This window comes from Chitinophaga sp. YIM B06452 (assembly GCF_039655965.1).
Classification (GTDB): domain Bacteria; phylum Bacteroidota; class Bacteroidia; order Chitinophagales; family Chitinophagaceae; genus Chitinophaga.
Genome location: NZ_JAWLKY010000001.1, coordinates 908540 through 933340 on the forward strand (window position 1 = coordinate 908540; position 24801 = coordinate 933340).

Here is a 24801-nt window from a genome sequence, read left to right on the forward strand (position 1 = left end):
AAACAAAAAGGGCCGCTCTCTCCGATCGGCCCTTTTTTTCATTGATGCAGGGATAAGCAGCTCATTGCCCTTTCAGCGTGAAGATCATGCTTTTGAAATTTGAAGCTATCGTGCTCCCTTCCGCAGAAAGTATCGTAAACGGCAGGATGTAATCATACTGCGGGTCGATGTTGGCGGGCAGTACGGTGATGGGTATTACCGCCTGTTGCGTACCGGCGGGGATCGTTACTTCCAGTGCTCCTGACTGGTAGCAGTTCGCAGGCAGCAGGCGGTAAGCGGTGCCCCATTTATTGTTGTATGCATCTACCAATGCATTGTCCAGCGTAAATTTCACCAGCACGTTCTTATCCAGCGGCTTTTCGTAGGATACGCGGGCATAAAGGTTCAGCCGCGTGGTGCCGGCAACGCTGTCTGTCAACGGAGAGGTGAAGCCTTTCGGCGGCCAGTTGGCATTCGGGATGAGCATCACTGGTTGGATGCCGGTATAATCCAGCGTCACTTCGTTCTTCAGGCATCCTGTAAGAACAAACAGCATCAAAAAAAATGGAATGATATGTTTCATGTGTTGTAGTATTGATTTGATGATCATGGCATCCACCATATTTTGCTGGTGAAAATGTTGATCGTTCCCTGTGCGTTCACGTTGTGAGGATTTACAATGTATTCGTTACTGTCGTACAGTAGCCGGAATGGAACAACATTCCCTACACGCTGCGGCGATACCGAAGCCGGGATATCCGGGAAGCGGTTGTTGCGCCGGTAATCCGTCCATGTTTCGAGCGGTTCGATGCCGTTGAAGGCCATGTATTTCTGGTACATCAGCAGTTTGTATTTGTCCGGGGCAGCTGCCCAGCTTACTTTCGGATTAGCTGTCTGCTGCATATACCATGTATCAAAAATGGCGTCGGATAATGCGGGCGCGGTTGAATTCCCGCCAGCATTCAGCCAGCGGAAAGATTCCTTTACGGCGTCTTTATATGCCGTTTCCGCGTCACCTGCTATCCATCCGCGCTGCACGGCTTCCGCCTGCAAAAACTTACTTTCAATGCTGGTCATGATCCAGTCTGCCATATCCCGGCCTTTGATGATCCCTTTTGCTTCCGGCTTCACTACATCGCTGTTGCGGGAACCGCCTACAGCGGATACATAAGTATTTCCCTGGTAAGGGTATACGGCGGCGTTGATAAAATTGCCATACTGGTTGCCCCTGAACTCCTGCGGGCCGGGTTGCGCAAAAGGTTCCGGTGCGCCCGCCGGCAATGGCAGGTCTGCCGTGCTGTAGAACAATCCAAGACGCGGGTCATTATCTGCTTTCAGCAGGTTCATTGCAAATATATTCGCATGCGCCCAGTCGTAGGAGCCCAGCTGCAGCACGGCGTCATAATCCCCGCCTCCATACTGGTTGTGATTGGAAAAGCAACCGAAGTAGTAAGACAAATTTTTACCCAGCATATAACCCGGGTTTACAGCCGCATCCTGTCCGCTTTCCAGGAAGCCGCTGCCTTCGCTCATGATCTTCGCGATCTCTGCACTGATGTATGCCGCACGGTCTGCACGGTTGGCCTGGTGCACCAGCAACCGCAGCTTGAGCGTATTGACGAACTTCAGCCAGCTGGCCTTATCGCCATGGAACATGATATCTGCTATCGTGATCTTCGGGTTGTTGTTTACGTTCGCATCTTTGATGAGCATAGACGCGGTGTCCAGCTGGCGCATCATCGATTCATAGATCATTTTTGCATCATCGTAGCGGGGTTGCAGCACTTTGACGTCAAATGCATCGGTGTACGGCATGTTGTTCAGTATATCAGTAGCGCGCTGGAACTGCACTACTTTCAGCACTTTCGCGATACCTGTATAAAATGCCTGGCCCAACTCCTTAGCACGCGCTTCAAGGAAAGGCAGTTCAGCACTCAGGTGCGCCGGGAAGATGCCATATTCGGCGGCCGGCCTGTTATAGGTCACCAGCGCATGCCCCGGGGGAAACTGGTAAAAACACCAGTACCCCATCCAGTGTTGCAGGAAACGGGTGTCCCTGGCGGCAACACTTTGCTCCAGCAGCGGCGCAAGCATGAGATCCGGCGTAGCGTCTGTATTGGTGAGGTCGCGCGGGTTATAGTTCACGTCCAGCCAGCCTTTTTTGCAACCGGCCATCAGCAGTGCCAGGCAAAGCATGTACAGGTATTTTTTATATAAAGAACGCATCGTCATCTTTTTAAAATTTAAGTCCTACTGTAAAACCATACAATACTGTTCCCGGTAAAACCGTGTTATCGGAGCTGCCGCCGGAAAGATTATTCGGCACCGATGAAAACTGGCGCTGGCCCGGGCCCCTGATGAGCCCGGGATCGCCGTTGATGTTGGAAGGAGGGTATATAGAAAAAAGGTCACGCCCATACAGGCTGCACACCATATCTTTCAATATTCCTTTTTTGAATGGAAGCGTATATTGGAAAGCAACTTCGCGCAGTTTCCAGAAAGCCGCGCTGGTAAGGCCATGCAGGTTCACCTGCGAAAAGCGGGAATATAATTCCTGGCCGGCGGAGCTTACCACCACGTCTTTATTCTCCACGTACTTTCCGCTGCCATCGTCGTATACGGAGTTCGGGAATACATAACGTTCCCTGCCGTTGAGCGTGGTAAGCGTATGGAGGCCGGCCCACAGATCGATGTCTGTACTGAATTTGTGATCATAGCCGCCGAGATAATCGAAAAGGACGCTCGCGGAGAAATTCTTCCAGTTGAAGTTCAGGCCGATGGAGGCCGCATATTTCGGCAGGGTCCTTCCGCGCAGGGAAAATTCTTCATAGCCCTGCGCTTCCGGCAGGCCCGTTACTTTATCCACGATCACCCGGCCCTGCGGATCGCGCACCCAGTCGCGGATCGCGAAAGAAAATGCATGCGACCCTTCCTGCGCATAATATTTCTGGTTGGCATCCTGCACCGGGAACAGGCCGTTGTATATTTCCGTAAGATGTATCACCTTATTATCGTTGATCGCAAAGCGGCCTTCTACCGTGAGCGCCATTTTGTTTGGCAGCTGGAACAGCGGGTCCATCTTCAGGTCCACCTCCAGGCCGTTGTTGCGGAAATTACCGGCGTTATCGATACTGGGGTAACCGCTGAGCCATGCATTCGATACGTTCAGGATCACCGAGTTGTTGCGCTGGTAATAATAGGTGATATCCGCCGTGAAACGGTCGTCCAGGAAAGAAAAAGCGGCGCCGTATTCCTGGGAGATCACTCTTTCGGGCTTCAGCAGCGGGTTGGGGTTATCCGCGTAAAAGGCATATCCAAGCAGGTATTCGCCCGTGTTGTTATTAGTATACGGATACCCGGGCAGCAGGCCGAGCGTGCGCTCTGACTGGTAGGGCGTGATGTTCATATTGGCGGACTGTGCCACGGATGCGCGTAAACGCGCGGTGGTCAGCCATTTCCAGTCCTTCATCGCCGGGAAGATGTCTGTCAGTACAGCGGAGGCGTTGGCGCCGAAGTACATATCCTTTCCACGTGCCACCTTTGCACGCTTGGAATCCCATTCGTTGCGGCCCGTCAGTTCCAGGAAGATGCGGTCTTTATATCCCAGCGTTACATTCCCGAACAATGACCATGATCTTGATAATATAGCGATCTCCTCCGGGGGGGTGAGATAGCGGTAGAATGCGAGGTTGTACACCGGCACTACCAGCTCCGTACCGGCTTTCAGTTGTTTATAATAGTTCTCGCGGATGGTATTGCCGAGGTTCGTGCGGATGAGGAAATCGCCGGGATGATGAATGGTGGACACAACAATGTCATTGTTGATGGAAGTGCTCACATTCATATCTTCTGCCACAGACGCAAGCCGGTCGTACATCTTGTCAGGGTCCTGCGCTGCGAAGTCGGAATAATTAATCGGTTTTACCGTGCCTTTCAGGAATGTGCCGGTGTAGTTGATGCCGGGTTGTTCGCGGATGTTCAGCCAGCTGAATGGTTTTATTTCCAGTACAAGGTTTCCGGATACCGCGTTGGTGGTGGATTTGGTGCGACGTATGTCTATCTGCTCATATGGACTGAGCCCTTTCCAGTACCGGTCATGATGCGCCCAGTGACCATTCACATAATCTTTGTATTGCAGCAGCGGAATAAAAGTAGGCAATCCCTGCACGCTCGCCGCAATATCCGGGCCGCGGTCGTCCGTGGTACGGGCATAGTTGACATTCATTCTCACGTCCACCGCGCCGAAGCTGCGGCTGGTGTTCAGCAGCACGGTAGATTGCTGCTGCTTGTCTTTCGGCAGCAAGCCCGTTTGCGAAGCATGCCCGAGACCGAGGTAGAAGGAAGAGCGCGCATCCGATCCGGAGAATGAAAGATTATTCCGCACCATCGTCGCTACCTGCAGGAATTTGCGGGCGTCTTTTGTATCGCTGTAAGGCACCATCTGCGTGTTGCCATTTTCATCGGGATAACCGATCGGCACCATCGAGCCGTCGTATTTGGGGCCCCATCCGTATGTAGACCGGGCATCAAAAATGCCGTTGCCGAATTCATCCGTCAGGCCCGAGCCGGTGCCGAATGTATGTTGCCTTCGCTGGCGGCGGTAATCTACCCGCTGAAAGGAAGTATTATTGCGGAAATTGATGGAAGGCTTGCCCATCTGGCCTTTCTTCGTGGTGATGATGATCACGCCGTTGATACCTTCAGGGCCGTACAAAGCCGTGCCATTGGCGCCTTTCAGCACGGTGATATTCTCAATGTCTGCCGGGTTGATGTTGTTGATGAAATACATCACCTGTTGCGCGGCCGTCTGGTCTGTGCCGAAAGAAAGCGGCGCGCCGTTGAGGATGAACATCGGCTGGTTGTTGCTGTTCTGCCCGAAAGAGCGGATGCCGCGCACGAGGATGCGCATTTCCGGCGTCATGTCAGAGCTTTGGGTGGTGATGGTCATCCCGGATACTTTACCGATGAGACCGGTGAGCACGTTGCCGGAATTCGCTTTGTTGATCTCTTCCCCACTCACTTTGGCGATGGAGTAGCCCAGTTCTTTTGTGCGTTTTTCGATGTTGTAGGCCGTTACCTGTACTTCATTCAGCTTGATATCTGATTTCACGAGCCTGATCACCCAGCCGCCATCGTTGCGCGGCGACACATCGCCGGTCTTGCCTTTTTTATAAGGCTGGCCGTTGCGGATGCCGATCTCCGTGTTCGTATACCCGATGGCGGAAATAATGACAGTGGCCTCGTCCGGGACGCCGCTTAATGAAAAGCTCCCGTTTTCCAGGGCAGAGGTTGCCTTTGAAGAGCCGCGGACGGCGATGGTGGCGCCGGGAACGGGCTTTCCTTCCATATCGAGGATCACGCCTTTGAGATCGGTTATTACCGGCAGTTGTTCTTTTAAAATGGAAACGATGTCCGTCTGCCGGAATAGCACGATGGTCTTGTTATTGAAGCTGAAGCTGAGGGATTGCTGCTGGAGGACTTTGCCAAGGAAGACGTCCAGCGGCATATCCTGTGCATGGATGGTCACCGGCTTTGCATTTTTCAGCAGGCCGATGTTGTAAAACACCACGTAACCGGTTTGCTCTTCGATAACGGAGAGCACCTTGCGCAGGTCTGCGCGCTCGCCGGAGAAGGTCACGGTTTGCGATCGGACGGAGGCATGTACGCTGAGGAATGCCGTGAGCAGCAGTATGAATGTTAGTTTCATCGCTTTCAAAAAAATACTTCCAGCGGTGCGATAGAGGCTCCCGAAGGGAGCGCCCGCCGCTTTTAAATGGTTGACCTTTGTGCCGTACCGTTTCCCGGGAAAGCTGGATGGAGCTTCAGGAGCAGGCACAGGCATGTGCTTACAAAGAGCTGATTTTTGCATAGCTTTGCATTGGTTGATAAGTAAATAAACAATTGACGTTGAACTTGATTGTTATGATCTGTCAGCTATCCACCGTTCCGGGTCCTAAGCCGGAGCGGTTTTTTTATACTGATAAGAACCTGGTTGTTGTGATCATTCGTGCATGACGATCAGCGTTTTCCCCTCCAGCCTGAAATGCACGCCCGTTTTTTCCAGGATGCCCAGCACGCCGGCCAATGTGAGATCGCGACCGATCTTTCCGCCGAAGCCGATATCCGGTATACCTTTTTCATACACTACATCTATATCGTACCAGCGGGCCAGCTGCCGCATTACATCATCCAGCGAAGCGCCCTCGAAATTGAAAAGGCCTTCCTTCCAGGCTATTGCCTGTGCCGGGTTCTTTGCCTGCGTGACGCGGATGGCGTTGCTCCCCGCCACTATGGCCTGCTGGCCGGGAGATAATATTGAGCTGCCGCCGGCATTGCTTACGCGTACGGCCCCTTCCAGCAATGTTGTCTGCATGGCCGGCTCATCCAGGTAGGCATTTATGTTAAAGCTGGTGCCAAGCACTTCAACGCGGTTGCCTTGCCGCAGGGAAACCACGAAAGGCTGCTGCTCATCCTGTTCGACCTCAAAATAGGCTTCCCCGGAAACCTCCACCAGCCGCTCTTTCCCCGCGAATGCCGTGGGATAGCGGATGGAGGAAGCCGCATTTAGCCATACCCTGCTGCCGTCCGGCAAAATGAGCCTAAACTGCCCGCCCCGTGGCGTGCTCAGGGTGTTGTACACGATAACATCCTCTTTTCCCTGTACATCGTATTGGAGCTGGCCGCCCTGTTGCTGTACGGTGCTTTGCCCCTGTTGCAGGGTTTTACGGCCTGCACTGTCCAGCGTGATCACCGAACCGTCGTGCAGGGTGAGCGTAGCTTTGGTAGTGCCGGGCGCCACGTCAGCCAGCGGAATTTCATCAGCAGGAATACGTTGTTGCCAGAAGAAATAACCCGCGATACCGGCGAACAGCGCAATCATGGCGGCATAACGCAGCCACCGGGGGATCCGGCGCACACGCGGCTCATCCCCGATCCTGCTGTTCACCCGTTGGGTGATGAGGTCACGCAATGCCAGGTTTTCTTCCTCTTCATAGCGGCCCTCCTGCCAGTCTTCTTCCATGGCCTTTTCCAGCAGATGATCGTACTCCCCGCTGTGCAGCATTTGGAGAAATTCTGCTTTGCCGGCGGCAGACAAGCTGCCGGTGACATATTGTTCCAGTAAAGCGGTGAACCGCGTTTCGTTCATAGCGTAGATATTGGCTTCTATGCATAAAGACGCAGCGAAAACGGGGAAGGGTAGTTCGGCGGGAAATTATTTTCTTCCAAACATTCCGGCAAACAGGAGCATAACGATCAGCCCGTCATTGCCATGTTCATGGAGATAGTTGCGGAGAAAATGCAATGCTTTCACGATATGGTCTTTCACGCCATTGCGGGAAATGTTCAGCATCGCAGCGATCTCTTCATAACTTTTTCCTTCCATCCTGCTCAGCGTAAAGACTTTTTTGCGGGCGGGCGGAAGCGCGTCGATCCCTTTGGCGAGAAGCGCGCTGGCCTCTTTGAAGATCAGCGGATGGTCAGGGAGGACGGTATCCTGTTCCCATTCTCCCGGCTCGGCGGATATAACGGGGCGGGTTTTCTTTTTGCGGAGTTCGGAAAGAATGCCGTTGCGGGCGAGGATGAACAGCCATCCGTCAAAATTGGCTACAGTGGGGAGTTGTGTGCGGTTTTGCCAGACTTTCAAAAAAACGTCCTGCGTAAGTTCCTGGGCTTCTTCTGCAGAGCGGAGATAGGTGAGCGCGAGGGTATATACTTTATTCCAGCGGGCATGCAGGAGGCTGTTAAACGCCTGCCTGTCTCCTGCCGCAACAAGAAGCAACATGTCTCTTTCAATAAGCGTCTGATGCTGCATATAAAGCCCCTGATGATGGTTGATCCGGCGTAAAATAAGAAATAAAAGCAAGTTCCTCCCTGCGACATGTGATCGCCGGAAGAGAATACCCGCAAAAAAAATTCCGGACCCTTGCGTGGGTCCGGAATGATTATTTTCCAGCGTTCAATCTCAGGCGCCGCCCAGTTTGCATTTCTGCAATACTTCCCATGATTTGCCGTTGTGGCGGAGGAAGTACAGGTTGTTCACTTTGAAAGAAGCTTTGTATTCTTTGTTTTCGTACTCAGGCCATGCTTTTTCGAACTGTGCGTCTTCAAGGTCTTTGAAGGCTACGGTTACGTGCGGGGTGAAGCCGGTACGTGCGAGCATGGTGCTGAAGCCGAATTCTTTTCTCAGGAAGTTGATCAGCTGGCGGTGCATTGCGCTCATGGTCTCGCTTTTCTCTACGTTGATGAAGAGTACGCGGTTCTGTTTGTTCGGGAATGTGCCGAAGCCGTTCAGTGATACTTCGAAAGGCGCCTGTGTTTTGGCGAATTCGGTGAGTTCTTCGCAGAAAGCTCTTTCCAGGCTGGGATCTGCGGTGAAAGGAACCTGCAGGGTGATATGCGGGAGCACTTTCAGGGCATAAACCGGTCCGTATTGTTCTGCGAAATCCTGTTTTATCTTGATTATTTCTTTACCTACTTCAGCTGTGGGCAGAAGGGCGATGAAATAGATCTTGTTATCTGGTTTGGGTGCGCGGTTGAAGCCTCCGGGCCTTCCCTGGCTGCGTTGGAAGCCTCCGCCTCCGCCGCCGCGGTTGAAGCCACCGCCGCCACCGCCGCGGTTGAAACCACCGCCACCGCCGCCGCGATTGTAGCCGCCGCCACCACCGCCACGGTTGTAGCCTCCGCCACCGCCGCCGCGATCGTAACCGCCGCCGCCACCGCGGTCGTAACCACCGCCTCCGCCGCCGCGATCATAGCCGCCACCGCCACGGTTGTAGCCGCCACCACCGCCACCGCGGTCGTAACCACCACCTCCGCCGCCGCGATCATAGCCGCCGCCACGGTCGTAACCTCCACCACCACCGCCGCGGTCATATCCGCCGCCGCCACGGTCGTAGCCGCCGCCACCGCGGTTGTAACCACCGTCTCCGCGATCACGGTTATAGCCGCCATCGCCACGGTCGCGGTTGTAGCCGCCGCCATCACGGTCGCGGTAACCACCGCCGCCGCCTTCGTTGCGCGGGGTATAACCACCGGTCTCACGGTTGTAGGCACCTTCACGGTTAAAGTTGGGACCCTCTCCGCCGCTGTTGTTCATGCCGCCGCCACGGGGAGTGTAGCCGCCTTCATTACGGGGGCGGTAACCGCCTTCACGTGGAGCATAGCCGCCTTCGCTGCGCGGAGGGTACTGACGGTCTTCGTCTTTGCCAAATTCGGGTTTCTTGGAATAACCGCCTTCCTGGTCTTGGTTGGGTTCTTGCTGATCTCTGTTGTAGCCAGGAGAATACTTTCGGGGGCGTTCGTTTCTCTCAAAATTCATCTTACTTGATTAAGCGTGTTTGAAGCAATTTTCAATGATTTCATAAAAATGAAATTCACCTACTTGTTTAGGTTTTATAATCAGGCGCCGGTGAGTCACCCGCATAACGTCGGGATAAATTGATCGTTTTTTCAATACAAATACCGGCTTCCGTTTAATACGTATTTCTCTAACATTTTTCTCGGAAAGCAAAGATAATTTAGCGCCGCTTGCATTACAATTTTTTCGCGGAAATTTTAAAAATTAAACCTCTCAGCCATCTCGACAGGAAATATAAGGTAGTTGTTCATGGTTAACCGGAATATCTCCTAAAACCCCTTATAGGTCTACCGTTAATAATACCTGGAATTGTTTTACCTGGGATTCACCTGAATTTTCAACATGAGTAAGTTTTTCAATCTTATTCATAGCACCAGGATAAATTGTCTTTGATCCGCGCCAGTGATATTACTGTAGTGGCACCCACACAGTGCCAGCCGCTGTTTCAGACTCTAATATACAAAAAAATCCGGTGTATCTGGTTAAGCCTCCGGGCAATATTAAGACAATAGTAGCAATCTGTTCGTTAATAATTTGCAAAAAATCGATGAACGGCGGACTTTTTACAAATCTACTGGTCTTTCAGCGATATGGCACCGCGGGGAGAACATGGCTGTTCCACCCCGCTATTTTGCCTTAATTAATTGGAATTCAATTCAATATAACATCAATCACCATCCAGCAGGTTGCCCAGGCCGCCCAGTATGCTGCCTTCTTCTTTCCTGGCGCCTGTTCCATAAGCCAGCACCCTGCTTGCCAGCCTGCTGATGGGCAGGCTCTGCAGCCATACTTTCCCGGGGCCTCTCAGCACCGCGAAAAACAGGCCTTCGCCACCGAATACCATATTCTTCACACCGCGCACGAATTCGATATCGAAGTCTACCTGCTGGGTATACGCCACCACGCAGCCGGTATCCACTTTCAGCACTTCGCCGGGCTGCAGCTCTTTTTCGATCACATAACCGCCGGCGTGCACAAACGCCAGGCCGTCGCCTTCCAGCTTCTGCATAATGAATCCTTCACCGCCGAATATGCCGGTGCCCAGCTTGCGCTGGAACTCGATGCCCACGTTCACCCCGCGCGCAGCGCAAAGGAACGCATCTTTCTGGCAGATCACCTTACCGCCCAGCAAACGCAGGTCCATGGGAATGATCTTGCCGGGATAAGGCGCTGCAAAGCTCACGCGCTTTTTACCCTGGCCAACGTTTGTAAATGCTGTGATGAAGAGGCTTTCCCCGGTGATCAGGCGTTTGCCGGCACTCATGAGCTTGCCGAAGAAGCCCTGCTGCGCGCCTGAACCGTCTCCAAAAAGGGTTTCCATCTTGATTTCCTGGTCCATCATCATAAAGCTGCCGCTTTCCGCCACTGCGCTCTCCTGCGGGTCCAGCTCTATTTCTACTATTTGCATCTCCTCACCGTGGATCCGGTAGTCGATTTCATGATTGTTTAGCATAGGTCAAATTGCCTTTTAATGATAGCAAGTTACGAATTTGGGTCATTTCGCGGACGCAGATTTTTTCATCAGCTGCTGCAGCAAAGGCAGCATCACTTCGGCCTGGCGCATGAAGCCAATATCCGTGAGATGCGTTCCGTCTATCGTCGCTTCATGATCGTGCCCGATCAGGTCTTTACCGGGCAGGTAATACAATTGTTTGAAACCTTCGCCTTTCAGTTTTATATAGACGTCACGGATCACATTGTTCTTTTCTTTCACCACCTGCGCTACTTTCAGATCGAAATACCCCTGCTCGCGGGGCGCTGTTTCCACCAGTAAAATGGGCACTCCCGGGCGTTTGGTGAGCAGGTGTTTGATGAAGGGGTAAGCTCTTTCTCTTATCTCATCAGCGGAAGGATTCGGGATGCAATCCAGCACGAATACTTTCGCGGGCATAGTGGCCAGCAGTTCCGCTACAGGAAATTCCATCTTGCCGTTGCCGCTGAAGCCGAGGTTGATGAACTCCCAGCCTGTTTTCCGCTGGAGGATGGAAGGATAGGCCATGCCGGCGCGGGTTGCGGATGCGCCCTGCAAGATGCTGGAGCCGTATATCACCACGCGTTTGGCAGTATCTACCGCAGGCTTTTCGATGCGGGCGATCGTTGTGCCCGGCGCCACGCCTATTTCAAGGGAGGTGACCTGGTTGTAGATGGGAAGGTAAAGGAGGAACTGCTTCATGGCAGTGTCCATGTTAGCCACGAGGGGCGCGTCGTTCAGCGTATCCCTATCTCCCGGCCTGCCCATGCCGCACCATTGCCAGCGGCCTTTGTTCAGGCAATACAGGTCCAGCCCGCTGTGCGCGATGGGGGTAATGTTGGCGTAGAACTGGCGTTTGGCCAGCTGCCAACGGGCACGGATATACGGTGAATTGGTCTGGAATAATACCGCGATGCCCGCGCTGTGGGTGCTGAGGTATTTTACGGCGTCGGTCATGGGTTTGGTCTGCACGGTATCCAGCCGCACGTACATGGGGTCGGTGGGCAGCCCTTTGCCGATGAACTGGAAATTGCGGGCATCGGTGTAAACAGGCTTTTCCTGAGCCATGGCGCAGGCGGAGCAGAGCAGCAGTAAGAAGAATAATCGCATGGGAATTGTTTTCAGGTTTCGAAAAATAATAATTATTCCCCGCAGATGCATAAAAAAAACCGTCCCGAGGAATCGGGACGGTACTTGTTAACCTACAACTGTTACACTGTTTGCTCTGATTATTAAAGAAAAAACAGTTCGTTTAATGCATTACTACTCCTTTGGCGGATTTGGATTTTTCTTTATCCGGCCCGTCGGGCTGGTGGTTAAAGAAATTATATGGGCGAGGAGAAACATAATCGAGGTCGTGCAGCTTGCGCACAGTTTCCTTTTTGGAAAGCAGCTTGAGGATCAGTACCAGGAAGGGTACGTATTTCAGGCCGCGCGGCAGGCCGTAAAGGTCGAGCACATCTATGCAGCGTTTGTTCATGGCGTACATTACCGGCACCAGTATCAGGGTGAGGAATGTGGCGAAGATGAGGCCGAACACCATGGTCCAGGCCAGCGGTCCCCAGAAGGCCACGTTGTCGCCGCCGAAGAAGATATGCGGGTTGAATTCGTCGAACAGGGCCCAGAAGTCTATGTTCAGGCCCACTGCCAGCGGGATGAGGCCGAGTATGGCCGCGATAGCGGTGAGCAGTACAGGCGTCATACGCGTTCTGCCGGCTTCCACTACGGCTTCGTTCACCGGTACGCCCTGCATGGTGAGCAGGTCGATGAATTCCACGAGCACGATACCGTTACGGGCTACGATACCCGCCAGGGCCATGATACCTACGCCGGTCATTACGATGGAGATATCCATACCGAAGATCGAGAAGCCCAGGAACACGCCGATGATACTGAAGAGAATCTCCAGGAAGATCACGAAGGAACGGCCTACGGAGTTGAACTGCGTCACCATGATGAAGAAGATGAGGCCGATGGCGCCCATCATGGCAACCAACAGGAAGTTCATGGTCTCTGCCTGGTCTTCCTGCTCACCGGTCATTTTCACGGTGATGCCGTCCGGCGGGCTGAAGTCCAGCACAGCGGAGTTGATGGCCGCCACCACTTCGTTCGCGTTGAAGCCGGTGAGGATATTCGAATAGAGCGTCACCACGCGTTTATCATCCTTACGTTTGATGCCGGCGTAAGTGTTGGAGTAACGGATATCGGCCACCGCTGCCAGGGGCACCTGCCTGATAGCTCCGCCCATGTTCATGTCGCGGTAGGTAAGGTTGAGGTTCATGAGGGTGTTGATATTATTACGCTGATCTTCCTGCAGGCGCACGATGATGGGATAGTCATCTTCCGGGTCGCGGAATTTGGATACTTCCGTTCCGAACAGCGCAGTACGCAGCGCACCGCCGATCTGGCCGGTGGAGATACCTTCGCGGTTTGCCCTTTCACGGTCTATCGATACGATGATCTCGGGTTTATTGCTCTGGAAGTCGCTTCTCAGCTCTTCCACACCGCCGATCTGGAGACTGTCCAGGTAACGTTTCAGGCGTTCTGAGGTACCTGAAAGCAACTCAAAGTCATCGCCGGTGATCTCGATATTGATCGGTTTACCGGTCGGGGGGCCGCCCTGTTCCTGTTCTACGGTAATGTCCGCTCCCGGCACACCTTTCACGGCAGCGCGGATATCGTCGAGGTATTTCACGGTGCTTTGCCCGTTACGTTTAGCGAACTCCACGAAAGCCACGGTCACCTTGCCTTTATGTGGCTGCACGCTCATGTCCATCTGGCTGGGATCGCCCGCGCCCACGGCTACGTTGGAGATGATGGATTTCACAAGCGGATTTTTAGTGCCGCCGACTACTTTCGTTACTCTTTGTTCAATGACATTGGTGACAGAGTCCGTCACTTTCTGATCGGTACCGATCGGCAATTCGATGTATGCGTAAATGAAGTTGGGATCTGCCTGCGGGAAGAATACCACTTTCGGGCTGCGTATGGCGGTGAGCATGATACTGAACACCAGCAGGCCGAAGGTACCGAGGAGGATCAACACCGGGCGCCATCCTATGATAGCCCAGCTGAGCACTCTCCTGTAACTGTTCTGCACACGGGGCCAGACGTTGCTCTGGAATTTCCTTGCCACGCCGCCCAGCCAGAAACGCTCCAGCACTACCAGCAAATAAATGAAGAATACGATATTACCGGCCCCGAAGCTGATGCCGTAGCAGATGAGCGCTATGAGGGCGAATACAACGGTCACGATGGTAAACCTCCTGTCGAAGCGGGGTTTGGGATGATTCTCCCCTTCATGGCGGTCCATGAAATCCACGGCGAACACGGGGTTGATGATATAGGCCACTACCAGCGAAGCCAGCAGGGTCACGATCAGCGTAACCGGGAGGAACTTCATGAAGCTGCCGATGATACCCGGCCAGAACAGCAGCGGGAAGAACGGCGCCAGTACGGTGAGCGTGCCCGAGAATACGGGCAGGAACACTTCCCCCGCCGCTATCTTCGCGGCCTTGACGATGCCGAGATCCCGCCGCTCGTAGAATATACGGTGCACGTTCTCAATTACCACGATGGCGTCGTCCACTACGATACCCAATGCCAGCAGGAAGGAGAACAGCACCATCATGTTGAGGGTGTAGCTCATCATATTCAGCACCACGAAGGCGATGAACATGGAGATGGGCACGGAAGCCGCTACGAATATGGCGTTCACGGCGCCCATAAAGAACATCAGCACGACGGTTACAAGTATGAAACCGATGATGATGGTGTTGATCAGGTCGTGCAGGGTAACGCGGGTAGATTCGCTCTGGTCTGCTGTGATGGTCACATCCAGGCCTTTGGGCAGGTAGCCGCCTTTCATGTCTTCCACGATCTGCGCGATCTTGTCGGATGCGTCGATCAGGTTCTGGCCGCTTCTTTTGATCACGTTCAGGGTGATTACGCTTTTGCCGTTCAGGCGGGCGTAAGATTCCTGTTCTTTAAAATCGTCTTTCACTTCCGCAATATCGCGCAGGTATACAACTGCGCCGGAAGAACCGCGGATCACAATGTTCCGGATCAGGGTCGGATCTTTGTATTCGCCTTTCACCGCAAGGGTTCTCTTCTGCCCGTCCATGCTCACAAGACCACCGGAGATCGTCCTGTTTTCCATTGCCACGGCATTTGCGACATCATCAAAGCTGATCCGGGCAGCGTCCATTTTGTATTTATCCAGGTCGATATGGATCTCCCTGTCCAGTGCGCCCACAATGTCCACACGGGTGATCTCTTTCAGGCTTTCGATCCGGTCCTGCATTTCATCCGCGTATCTTTTCAGCGTCTGCAGGTCGAAATCACCGCTCATGTTTACGTTCATGATCGGTATCTGTGATACGTCTATCTGTATCACCTGCGGCTCCTGCCCGTCTGTGGAGAGATTGGTGGGCAGGTCCGGCTTTGCTTCGTCTATCTTTTCCCGGACCTTGTTGGCTGCCGCTTCAAGATCTTCATCAGGGTTGAATTCGATGGTGATGGCGGAGTAGTCCTGTATGGAGGTGCTGGTGATCTTTTTTACCCCGGAAATGGATTTGAGTTTTTTCTCAATCGGTTTCGTGACCAGGGTTTCCATGTCTTCCGGCGATGTACCGAAATAGATGGTGGATATATAGAACTGCGGGAACACTACCTCGGGGAATTGTTCCTTGGGCATGCTGTTGTAAGCCAGGAAACCGGCGATCGTAATAATAAGGGTGGCCACATAAATGCTCACCTTATTATCGATCGCCCAGCTGGTGAGCTTAAACTCTTTTTCTAAGTCCTTCATCGGTTAAATTTTAAAGATGGCAAACCTGGTTACAATTTGATAAAGTCGTTATCATTCAGGCCCTGGAAGCCAGTGGTAATGATCCTGTCCCCGCTTTTCAAACCTGATTTAATTTCTGCTTTTTCATTATAAGTACGGCCCAGTTCGATGTTGGTGCGTACGGCCTGCAGTTTGCTGCCTTCGCCTTTTACGGTCATTACGTATGGTTTGCCAAGTGAATACTGGATCACACTTACGGGCACCACGATGGCGTCTTTGGCGCGGTAGTCCACGATGCGCAGTTGCGCGATCATGTTCGGGTGCAGGTCTGCGGCTGGTTTCAGCGGAATTTCTACGTTAATGGTGCGGCTCAGCGGGTCGATCACTTTGGAAGCGAAACCGATGCGGGTGCGGATCTCTTTTTGAATATCCGGCAGGGTCACGATCACTTCGTCGCCGGTGCTTACACGGCCTGCGAAAGATTCCGCGATATTGGCCACCACGCGGAGGTTGCTGCTGTTCACCACGCGGAAGGCGGGCTGGCCGGGGGCGGCGTTGTCGCCTATTTTAGCGATCACAGCATCTACCGTACCATTGATGGGGGATATGATGCGGGTGAGGGCCTGTTGTTCTTTTAATGTGCCCAGCCTTCTTTCCAGGCTTTCCACGTTCGATTTCGCATTCAGGTATTGCACTTCGGAACCGATCTTCTGATTCCAGAGATTTTGCTGTTTGGTATACAGCGTCCGGGCGAGATCAAGCTGGGTCTGCAATTCGGCGATATTGGCGCGTACGATCTGGTCGTCTACCTGTGCAAGCGCCTGGCCTTTGGAAACATGCTGGCCTTCCTTCACATAGATCGCTTTGATGATACCGGGGCTTTGCGCGCTTACATTCACGTTCTCACGGGCATCCACGTTCCCCTGGATGTCGATGAAGTGTTCGAATACGGTATCCTGTATGCTGGCAATGGTTACCGTCTTGGTTTTTACGGTCGAATCGCCGGCTTTCAGTTCTTTTTCCAGCGCGGAGATTTCAAGGTCCAGTTTGGCCTTTTGCTGTTTCAGCTGCTGGAGTTTCTCGGTTTTGTTCACCGCCCCGCCGCCGCAGGCAGCAAGGATGAGGGTGGCGAGGGGGAGAATCAAATATCTTTTAGTCATCGTATTATAGATTTAAGGGCGGATGTTAAATAGGTTGAAGATTAGAGTTTACCATATGCTTTCAGGTAATCGATGCGTGATACGATCACGTTGAATAGCGCCGTGAAGTAATTATTCTGCGCGGTGAGCAGCTGCGTTTCTGCAGTGATCATTTCCAGGCTGGAACCTACGCCTTCACGGTACTTGATGTTAGTTGTTTCGTACACTTCTTTCGCCAACTCCATATTCTCTTCCTGGTCCGTCAGCGACGTAATGTTATTCCGCAGCGTGGTCCTTGAAGTGGCCTGATCGAGGTCGATAACGTTCCGCATATTCTCCATGGCCAGCTCTGATTTTTTAACATCAATCAGCGCCTGGTCTGCCTTCCTTCTTCTTTGCATCCCTGAAAAGATCGGCACGGAAAGATTCAGGCCGTAGGAAACGAAGCCGTACCATCCGGGATTCCCTTCGAAGTAATCAAATTCAGAGCTGGCCCTGGCGGCGCCACCCTGCCCGAAAAGCGCGAGCGTGGGAAGAGCCTGAAGACGATACCGCTTCAGGTTGTACTCGTTGGCGCGTTTTTGCGTTTCGAGCAATTGGTATTCGATCCTGTTGGTGTAAGTGAACGGCTGGTCTTCCTGGATGTCTGCCTTCAGCGCGTCGGAACTGAGCGTATCCGTCAGTTCCAGCGGCTGGGCGATAGCCATCCCCATCTGGAATTTAAGGGCCGCAATACCTACCTGGCGAACGTTCTTCAGGCGGGTGTCTTCTGATTTCAGATTGTTGAGCTGCACCACCAGCCTGTCCACATCCAGTTTTTCGACCAGCCCGTTCTTGTATATCTCACGGGTTTCAGCCAGGGTTTTCCCAAGCCGGTCGATATTCTCGTGCAGGATGGACAAGGCTTTGTCTGCCGCTACTACGTTATAATATGCTTTATAAACTTCCGTCTTCACGTCTATCTCCGACTTCTTAACGTTTTTGCCGGCCAGCTCTTCCAGTGTTTTCCGGGCCTGGAGGGCAACGAGCACGCTGGGATCGAACAGTACCTGGTTTACGTTCACCGTGCCCTGGGCGTTGTAGGCCAGCCCGAAAGCAAACGGTACCAGGGTTCCCTTGGGAATGGTATCGCTGAAGTTGCTGGCATCGATCAATTGTTTCTGGATGATCGGGTTGTGCTGAAAGGTGGCTGCGCCGGATACCTGTGGCAATGCGAGGCCGCTTACTTCTTTGTTTACTGCCAGCTGGTGAAGTTCATCCATTTTGGCATTGCGAACCGCGTACTGATGAGATAGCGCGTAAGCCACTGCATCCTGAGCGGAAAACCGCAAAGTTTCCTGCGACGGGGCCGCCTGCTGTGCATGAGCGTAGGTGAATAATTGCGTCATCAGGCCGGTGAAGGCGATGAGCTTCCATTTAAACTGCATATTACTTAGAATTTATTCGGGTAATCCTTGGTTTTATATTTCTCAATTTCCTGGTATCCTTTGAGGGAAGCCACTCCGAACAGGAAGTGCTCCAGCAGTACCCGCTGCACTTTCGACATATCATATCCGTTCATCGGGAAAAGCTCGGGCTGGAAGCAGAACATGGCGGAGGCCGTCCGGAAGTGGCTCAGGATGTCGAGATCCAGGTCAGGCCGGTACAATCCTTCCCTGATGCCGCGTTCCAGGTTTTCGCGGACCGTGCGCATCAGGAATACGTTCTTATGTTCTTCAAACAGCTGGAAGGCTTTGGCATGGAACTTCTGCAGGTCCATCATCACCACCGGATTCATGTTCCGGAGCTTTTCTTCCAGCATTTTCATGACCAGGAACAGCTCTTCCACGGCATCCTTACTGTTGTTCCGGCTTTCGATGCAGTGATCCTGCATGAGCTTCAGGTGACGGCTGATCACATTCACCACCAGGTCGCTTTTATCCGCAAAATGGGCATAAAGGGTCTTTTTGGAGATCCCCATCTTAATGGCGATATCGTCCATGGTTATAGACCTGGTGCCGTATTGGCGGAACAGGTTGAACGCCGTATCCAGTATTCGTTCTTGTACTTCCATTGGTTTATCTGGGCAAGGGGTGGTTAATTTTACACGGACAAAACTATGGAAACTATTTAAACCGCCAAAGTTTCCATACTAATTTTTTCAACTTTATGACGAATGCATTTGGTCAGCCGGCACTGCATTTTGCCCGAAGTACCGGGGGAGTCGTCCGCAAATGCAGTAACTTTGCCCTTTCAATACCATATCACCATGTCTCCAAAACTGAGGTTCAGGGTACTGTTGTCCCGCATACTGCGCTATTTTTTCCAGGGCTTGCTGATCCTGGCGCCTATTGGCATTACGGCGTTCACGCTTTATTGGGCGTTTGTATCCATAGACAACCTGTTGCCGCGGGACCTGGTGCCGGTGGACCATCCGCTGAACTTCCTGCGGTATAAAGGCGTAGGATTCGCACTGGTATTGATTTTAGTGGTGTTTGTGGGATATCTCAGTTCTTCTTTTATTGTAGGGCGGCTGATCGATATGTTTGATCATTTGCTGGAGCGTACGCCATTTATCAAGTATATATATTCCTCTGTAAAAGATGTATTTGATGCGTTTGTGGGGGAAAAAAAGAAGTTTGACCACCCGGTGCTGGTGAATGTGTACGGGGAAGACGTGTGGGAGATGGGTTTTATTACGCAGGAGGATGTTCGGGCTTTGGGGCTGGAGGGGTATATGGCGGTGTATGTTCCGCATGCGTATGCGATCACGGGGAAGGTGTTCATGGTGCGGAAGGAGAAGGTGAGGCCGTTGACGAATGTGAGTGCGGGCGAGGCGATGAAGTTCGCGGTATCGGGCGGGGTGACGCATATATCGGAACTGCCGGCCGTGGTGCATGAAACGGAGAAAACAAAACCTTCGCACTGATTTATAGGTGGTTGCATCTCAGTTCATAGCAATTCAGACATCCAACATTCATTTTCCGGGTATATTCTATTCCATTCCGGAGATATTATCGCCCTGAAAATCGCGCCTGGATTGTTTTTCCACCGATATTGCAGGTACATCAAATCACTATACGATGTTACCATTGTTACGGCTGGCGATCCTGTTGCCTGCCATGTTGATCTTACCTTTCGCGACGAAAGGCTGGGGCTTTTTTGCCCATGAGCGCATCAACCGGCTGGCGGTTTTTTCGCTGCCCCCGGAAATGATGGTGCTGTTCAAGCCTCACCTGGAATACCTGGCGGCGCAATCCACGGCGCCGGATAAACGGCGGTATATGGTACCTGCAGAAGGAGCCCGGCATTATATAGATATGGATCGTTATGGCCCGCCGCCGTTTGTTTCACTGCCCCGGAGCTGGCGGGATGCGGTGGAAAAATATTGTGAGGACAGCCTGCAGCAGAACGGTATCCTGCCATGGCACCTGGAAAGGATGATGTACCGGCTCACGCGTTCTTTCATGGAAGGCAATACGGCAGGCATCCTTAAAACAGCGGCGGAGCTGGGGCATTATATCGGGGATACCTATGTGCCGCTGCATGCCTGTTCCAATCACAACGGGCAGTACACGAACCAGCACGGCATACACGGGTTGTGGGAGTCGCGCATACCGGAGCTGTTTGCCGACCAGGCCTTCGATTACTGGGTGGGCAAGGCTTCATATATACAAGACCCGAAAGGACTGTTCTGGCAGATCATCACGGAAAGCGTGCTGGCAGCGGATTCTGTGCTACATATCGAAAAAACATTGAGTATGAATTTTCCGGCAGATCAACGGTATGCATATGAGCCGCGGAACGGGCTGCTGGTGCGCAATTACTCTTCCGCCTACACCACGGCCTATCACGGGCGGTTGAACGGGATGGTGGAAAGGCGGCTTCGCGGCGCAGTGCACAGCGTGGCATCTTGCTGGTATACGGCCTGGGTGAACGCAGGCCAACCTTCGCTGCCAAAGCAGGCCCAGCCCGGCTTTACCGCCGGGGAGCAGGAAGAGTTGCGGCAGCTGGACAGCCTTTGGAAACAAGGCAAAATAATTGGACGGTCCCATTAAGAAATAACGAAAAGAAAGTTTATCTTTGGCCTTCTGATCTTTTAACCTATTCCTACACAAGCCAATCTTCCGGTTTTATTTCGCCGCGTGATTTTTACCTTTTCCTTCGAAAAACCATAGACAAGTGGAACAAGAAAACGTATACAATTTAGATCGCAACATGAAGGTGCACAATTTTAATGCAGGTCCTTCTGTATTACCGAACGAAGTGCTCTACAAAGCCAGCAAGGCGCTGATAGACTTTGAGGGTACAGGAATGTCTATCCTTGAGATAGGCCATCGCACGGAACCATTTGTAGCCGTTATGGAAGAGGCGCGCAGTCTGACCCGGGAGTTGATGCAACTGGACGATGACTTTGAAGTACTGTTCCTTCACGGAGGCGCTACCACCCAATTCATGCAGGTTCCGATGAACCTCCTGGAAAACGGTGAGACCGCCGCATACATCGACACCGGCGTCTGGTCCAACAAAGCGATCAAGGAAGCCAAATTATTCGGTTATGTAGACGTGGTGGCCAGCTCCAAAGACAGCAACTATAATCACATCCCCAAGCAGTTCACGGTACCCCAGCAAGCCAAATACCTGCATATCACCACCAATAATACCATTTACGGTACGCAGTGGCAGGCCACGCCGGAAACGGACGTTCCCCTGATTGCAGACATGAGTTCCGACATACTGAGCCGCCAGATGGATTTTAACCGTTACTCCCTGATATATGCAGGCGTACAGAAAAACATGGGCGCAGCAGGCGCTACCATGATAGCCGTACGCAAAAGCATACTCGGCAAAGTAACCCGTAAGATCCCCAGCATCCTGGATTACAGGCTTCATATAGAGAACGGCTCCATGCTCAATACCCCGCCGGTATTTGCCGTATACATTTCCATGCTCACGCTCCGCTGGCTGAAAGGACAGGGTGGCGTGGCCGCTATAGAAAAAATAAACAACAAAAAAGCCGCACTCCTGTACGACGAGATCGATCATAACCCGCTCTTCCGTGGAAACGTTGCGAAAGAAGACCGGAGCAAAATGAACGTGACCTTCACCATCGACAAACCCGAGCTGGAAGAAGAATTCGTGAAATTCTGCAAGAAAGAAGATATCGTAGGCATCAAAGGGCACCGCCTGTCCGGCGGTTTCCGCGCTTCCCTCTACAACGCACTCCCCCTCGAAAGCGTGGAAGTAATGGTGGACGCCATGAAGTTCTTCTCCCTGAAGAAAGCATAGTAACACCTGTACCTAAGCATAGAAAATATTACATATACCAGGGCTGACCAACAAGTAAATATTACTTTCCGGTCAGCCCTTTTTAATCTTATCCCGCTCCTGCCATCCTCCTGCCATCCTCCTACCATCCTCCTACGGTGTTCAGCGGCAGCAAGGGTTTGCTGGTGTTTGGCAGGAGGATGGTAGGAGGTTGACTGAAGAAAAAGAGAAAAAAGAAAGGGTAATTTAGTACGCAGTCCTAAGCATAATAAAATATTATATGTATTGAAGCCGCATTTCATGCGGCAGTCTTTTTTATTCCTACCCTCCTTTTCTTATTTTTACCCTTCTTAACAGAAAACCAAAGATCATGGCAATTATCAAACCTTTCCGGGCGTTGCGTCCGCAACCCGCGCTGGCTAAAGATGTAGCTGCAAGGCCCTATGACGTGCTCAATTCCAAAGAAGCCGCCGCCGAGGCCGCCGGCAACCCGAATTCCTTCTACCACGTTTCCAAATCGGAAATAGACCTTCCCGAAGGAACAGACATCCACAGCGAGGCCGTTTACCGGAAAGCCGCCGAAAACCTGCAACAGCTCCAGGCTTCAGGTACCCTCTTCCACGAAGAAACACCCTGCTATTATATCTATAAACTCGTGATGGACGGCCGTTCACAGACAGGCCTGGTATGCGTTTCCTCCGTTGCCGACTACAACAGCGGCATCATCAAGAAACACGAATTTACCCGCCCCGATAAAGAACTGGACCGCATCAACCACATTACCACCACCCGCGCCCAGACCGGCAACGTGTTCCTCGCCTACAACGACGTACCCGAACTGAACGCCATCATCGACCACTGGCAGGCACAGCATGCGCCGGTGTACGACTTTACCGCGGAAGACGGCATCAGCCACACCATCTGGGTAGTAAACGAAGCCGCAACCGGCGATCAGATCACGGAATTATTTGATACGAAGGTGCCCGCCACCTACATCGCGGATGGCCACCACCGCGCCGCTTCCGCTGCGCTGGTGCAGAAAGCTTCCGGGGAGGACGTTCATTCAGGGGCCAACCTCAACTACTTCCTGACCACCATTTTCCCGGCCAGCCAGCTCGCCATCCTGGACTATAACCGCACGGTGAAAGACCTGAACGGCCACAGCAAAGAAGATTTCATCTCCCGCCTCGAATACGATTTTATCGTGGAGCCCATCGGCCACCACGAGCAAAAACCTTCCGGCCTCCACGAATTCAGCATGTACCTGGACCATACCTGGTACCGCCTGGTGGCCCGCGAAGGCACCTACACGGCAGACCCCATCGGCATACTGGACGTAACCATCCTCCAGAACAATGTGCTGGACAAGCTGCTGGGCATTAAAGATCCCAGGACGGACAAACGCATCGACTTCGTAGGCGGCATCCGCGGCCTCGGCGAACTGGTAAAAAGGGTAGACAGCGGGGAAATGGCCGTGGCCTTCGCCCTGTACCCCGTAACCATCCAGCAATTGTTCGACATTGCGGACAGCGGGAACGTAATGCCCCCGAAGTCCACCTGGTTTGAGCCCAAGCTCCGCGACGGGCTGCTCACCCACCTCATTTGATCCTCCCGGAGCGCCGGCCCCGCCTGCTGCGGGGTCAGCGCTTTTTTCTTACATTTACATAAAACGAACCGAACGATGGAATGGCAAAAGGCTGCTAAAAAATGGTCCCTTGTGCTGGCGGGTATCCTTTCCGTACAGTGGGCAATTGCACAGGATAACAGCGAACTGCAAAGCACCGCGCGCACCTTCCTGCGCAGCGGGGATTATGCAAATGCTATCCTGGTGCTCAACCAGGCCATACAATCTGCGCCCGATGATTTAGAACTGAGAAAAGACCTGGCCTTTGCCTATTATCTCAAAGGCGATTACAACAGGGCATATACGGTCGTGTCTCCACTGGTAGACAAAAAAGAGGCGGACATCCATCTCTTCCAGATCGCCGGCAACATCTACCAAAGCAAGCAGGATTGGAAAGGCGCTGAAAAGCTTTACCAGCGTGGCTTACGCAAGTTCCCCAAAAGCGGCGAGCTGCACAACGACTATGGCGACCTGCTGCAGAACATGAAGAACTTCGACGGGGCCTTGCGTTACTGGGTGAAAGGCATTGAAGTGGACCCCAACTTCCCGGGCAACTATTACCACGCCGCCAGGAGCTACCTCTGGACCAAGGAACCCATCTGGGCCATCCTATACGGAGAGACCTTTATCAACCTTGAAAGTTATACCACCCGCACCGCCGAGATCAGGGACATCGTGCTGGAATGTTATAAAAAACTTTTCGACGACCCGGCCATCTTCAACAGCGTACCCGTTGAAAGCTCCGACCGGAAAGGCAAAAAAGCCCCCGAAGTAGGTTTCATGGACGCTTACAAAAGCATCATGGCCAAACAGGTGAGCGTGATCGCTACCGGCATAGAGCCTCAATCGCTCGTTATGCTGCGCACGCGCTTCCTGCTGGACTGGTATAATTTCTACTCACTGAAATACCCGTACGCCCTTTTCGATTTTCAGCGCAAGCTGCTGAGGGACGGAATGTTCGAAGCATACAACCAATGGTTGTTTGGCCCCTCGGCCAACGCCGCAGACTACAAAGCCTGGACGGCGCTGCACAAAACGGAATACGACAGTTTCTCCGCCTGGCAGCGCAACCATCCTTTGAAGCTGAAAGATGAAGAATTCTACAACACCGGCAAACTGGCAACGATCAAATAGCGCCCGCGGAAAAAGCGGGGAACACAGCATGGCAGGCCGGTTCAATACAACAACAAGCAT

General features: G+C 52.7%; 17 protein-coding genes. 5 read left to right on the forward strand and 12 right to left on the reverse strand.

Annotation, left to right across the window (positions count from 1 at the left end; all coding sequences use genetic code 11):
- Positions 1 to 61: 61 nt before the first annotated feature.
- The 12 genes from R3I13_RS03360 to R3I13_RS03415 form a co-directional block, all read right to left on the reverse strand.
- Positions 62 to 562, reverse strand: a complete 501-nt coding sequence (locus R3I13_RS03360; RefSeq protein WP_346316508.1) for a DUF1735 domain-containing protein — start codon at positions 560 to 562, stop codon at positions 62 to 64.
- Positions 563 to 585: 23 nt separating this feature from the next.
- Positions 586 to 2205: a SusD/RagB family nutrient-binding outer membrane lipoprotein gene (locus tag R3I13_RS03365; protein ID WP_346316509.1), complete on the reverse strand. Its 1620-nt coding sequence runs from the start codon at positions 2203 to 2205 to the stop codon at positions 586 to 588.
- A gap of 10 nt (positions 2206 to 2215) precedes the next feature.
- On the reverse strand, positions 2216 to 5686 hold the full coding sequence (locus tag R3I13_RS03370) for a SusC/RagA family TonB-linked outer membrane protein (RefSeq protein ID WP_346316510.1): 3471 nt from the start codon (positions 5684 to 5686) through the stop codon (positions 2216 to 2218).
- Between the two features lie 294 nt (positions 5687 to 5980).
- Positions 5981 to 7126 carry a FecR domain-containing protein gene (locus R3I13_RS03375; protein ID WP_346316511.1) on the reverse strand — a complete coding sequence of 382 codons (1146 nt, stop codon included), beginning with the start codon at positions 7124 to 7126 and terminating at the stop codon, positions 5981 to 5983.
- Positions 7127 to 7192: 66 nt separating this feature from the next.
- Positions 7193 to 7762, reverse strand: coding sequence for an RNA polymerase sigma-70 factor (locus R3I13_RS03380; protein ID WP_346316512.1), 570 nt, complete (start codon positions 7760 to 7762; stop codon positions 7193 to 7195).
- Positions 7763 to 7942: 180 nt separating this feature from the next.
- Positions 7943 to 9298 (reverse strand): 2'-5' RNA ligase family protein, encoded by a 1356-nt coding sequence (locus R3I13_RS03385; protein WP_346316513.1) that lies wholly within the window; start codon positions 9296 to 9298, stop codon positions 7943 to 7945.
- A 706-nt stretch (positions 9299 to 10004) separates the two neighbouring features.
- Positions 10005 to 10790: a TIGR00266 family protein gene (locus R3I13_RS03390; protein WP_209146344.1), complete on the reverse strand. Its 786-nt coding sequence runs from the start codon at positions 10788 to 10790 to the stop codon at positions 10005 to 10007.
- A gap of 42 nt (positions 10791 to 10832) precedes the next feature.
- Positions 10833 to 11918, reverse strand: a complete 1086-nt coding sequence (locus R3I13_RS03395) for an SGNH/GDSL hydrolase family protein (protein WP_346316514.1) — start codon at positions 11916 to 11918, stop codon at positions 10833 to 10835.
- A 142-nt stretch (positions 11919 to 12060) separates the two neighbouring features.
- Positions 12061 to 15618, reverse strand: coding sequence for an efflux RND transporter permease subunit (locus R3I13_RS03400; protein ID WP_346316515.1), 3558 nt, complete (start codon positions 15616 to 15618; stop codon positions 12061 to 12063).
- Between the two features lie 29 nt (positions 15619 to 15647).
- Entirely contained in the window at positions 15648 to 16757 is a 1110-nt protein-coding gene (locus R3I13_RS03405) for an efflux RND transporter periplasmic adaptor subunit (RefSeq protein WP_346316516.1), read from the reverse strand.
- A gap of 41 nt (positions 16758 to 16798) precedes the next feature.
- Positions 16799 to 18163 carry a TolC family protein gene (locus tag R3I13_RS03410; protein ID WP_346316517.1) on the reverse strand — a complete coding sequence of 455 codons (1365 nt, stop codon included), beginning with the start codon at positions 18161 to 18163 and terminating at the stop codon, positions 16799 to 16801.
- A gap of 5 nt (positions 18164 to 18168) precedes the next feature.
- Positions 18169 to 18789 (reverse strand): TetR/AcrR family transcriptional regulator, encoded by a 621-nt coding sequence (locus R3I13_RS03415; protein WP_346316518.1) that lies wholly within the window; start codon positions 18787 to 18789, stop codon positions 18169 to 18171.
- 195 nt (positions 18790 to 18984) lie between these two features.
- On the opposite strand from R3I13_RS03415, the gene R3I13_RS03420 reads away from it, so the two are divergent.
- From R3I13_RS03420 to R3I13_RS03440, 5 genes are all read left to right on the forward strand, one after another.
- Entirely contained in the window at positions 18985 to 19644 is a 660-nt protein-coding gene (locus R3I13_RS03420) for a DUF502 domain-containing protein (protein WP_346316519.1), read from the forward strand.
- A 154-nt stretch (positions 19645 to 19798) separates the two neighbouring features.
- Positions 19799 to 20773 carry a zinc dependent phospholipase C family protein gene (locus R3I13_RS03425; protein WP_346316520.1) on the forward strand — a complete coding sequence of 325 codons (975 nt, stop codon included), beginning with the start codon at positions 19799 to 19801 and terminating at the stop codon, positions 20771 to 20773.
- 160 nt (positions 20774 to 20933) lie between these two features.
- Positions 20934 to 22004 carry a 3-phosphoserine/phosphohydroxythreonine transaminase gene (gene serC, locus R3I13_RS03430; RefSeq protein ID WP_346316521.1) on the forward strand — a complete coding sequence of 357 codons (1071 nt, stop codon included), beginning with the start codon at positions 20934 to 20936 and terminating at the stop codon, positions 22002 to 22004.
- A 349-nt stretch (positions 22005 to 22353) separates the two neighbouring features.
- Positions 22354 to 23589 carry a DUF1015 family protein gene (locus R3I13_RS03435; RefSeq protein WP_346316522.1) on the forward strand — a complete coding sequence of 412 codons (1236 nt, stop codon included), beginning with the start codon at positions 22354 to 22356 and terminating at the stop codon, positions 23587 to 23589.
- Positions 23590 to 23664: 75 nt separating this feature from the next.
- Positions 23665 to 24741, forward strand: a complete 1077-nt coding sequence (locus tag R3I13_RS03440; protein WP_346316523.1) for a tetratricopeptide repeat protein — start codon at positions 23665 to 23667, stop codon at positions 24739 to 24741.
- Positions 24742 to 24801 lie beyond the last annotated feature (60 nt).

What these genes read in the sequence shown, in the direction of transcription:
- R3I13_RS03360 (WP_346316508.1), bottom strand. Translation starts at nt 562, where the DNA reads ATGAAACATATCATTCCATTTTTTTTGATGCTGTTTGTTCTTACAGGA.
- R3I13_RS03365 (WP_346316509.1), bottom strand. Translation starts at nt 2,205, where the DNA reads ATGCGTTCTTTATATAAAAAATACCTGTACATGCTTTGCCTGGCACTG.
- R3I13_RS03370 (WP_346316510.1), bottom strand. Translation starts at nt 5,686, where the DNA reads ATGAAACTAACATTCATACTGCTGCTCACGGCATTCCTCAGCGTACAT.
- R3I13_RS03375 (WP_346316511.1), bottom strand. Translation starts at nt 7,126, where the DNA reads ATGAACGAAACGCGGTTCACCGCTTTACTGGAACAATATGTCACCGGC.
- R3I13_RS03380 (WP_346316512.1), bottom strand. Translation starts at nt 7,762, where the DNA reads ATGTTGCTTCTTGTTGCGGCAGGAGACAGGCAGGCGTTTAACAGCCTC.
- R3I13_RS03385 (WP_346316513.1), bottom strand. Translation starts at nt 9,298, where the DNA reads ATGAATTTTGAGAGAAACGAACGCCCCCGAAAGTATTCTCCTGGCTAC.
- R3I13_RS03390 (WP_209146344.1), bottom strand. Translation starts at nt 10,790, where the DNA reads ATGCTAAACAATCATGAAATCGACTACCGGATCCACGGTGAGGAGATG.
- R3I13_RS03395 (WP_346316514.1), bottom strand. Translation starts at nt 11,918, where the DNA reads ATGCGATTATTCTTCTTACTGCTGCTCTGCTCCGCCTGCGCCATGGCT.
- R3I13_RS03400 (WP_346316515.1), bottom strand. Translation starts at nt 15,618, where the DNA reads ATGAAGGACTTAGAAAAAGAGTTTAAGCTCACCAGCTGGGCGATCGAT.
- R3I13_RS03405 (WP_346316516.1), bottom strand. Translation starts at nt 16,757, where the DNA reads ATGACTAAAAGATATTTGATTCTCCCCCTCGCCACCCTCATCCTTGCT.
- R3I13_RS03410 (WP_346316517.1), bottom strand. Translation starts at nt 18,163, where the DNA reads ATGCAGTTTAAATGGAAGCTCATCGCCTTCACCGGCCTGATGACGCAA.
- R3I13_RS03415 (WP_346316518.1), bottom strand. Translation starts at nt 18,789, where the DNA reads ATGGAAGTACAAGAACGAATACTGGATACGGCGTTCAACCTGTTCCGC.
- R3I13_RS03420 (WP_346316519.1), top strand. Translation starts at nt 18,985, where the DNA reads ATGTCTCCAAAACTGAGGTTCAGGGTACTGTTGTCCCGCATACTGCGC.
- R3I13_RS03425 (WP_346316520.1), top strand. Translation starts at nt 19,799, where the DNA reads ATGTTACCATTGTTACGGCTGGCGATCCTGTTGCCTGCCATGTTGATC.
- serC (WP_346316521.1), top strand. Translation starts at nt 20,934, where the DNA reads ATGAAGGTGCACAATTTTAATGCAGGTCCTTCTGTATTACCGAACGAA.
- R3I13_RS03435 (WP_346316522.1), top strand. Translation starts at nt 22,354, where the DNA reads ATGGCAATTATCAAACCTTTCCGGGCGTTGCGTCCGCAACCCGCGCTG.
- R3I13_RS03440 (WP_346316523.1), top strand. Translation starts at nt 23,665, where the DNA reads ATGGAATGGCAAAAGGCTGCTAAAAAATGGTCCCTTGTGCTGGCGGGT.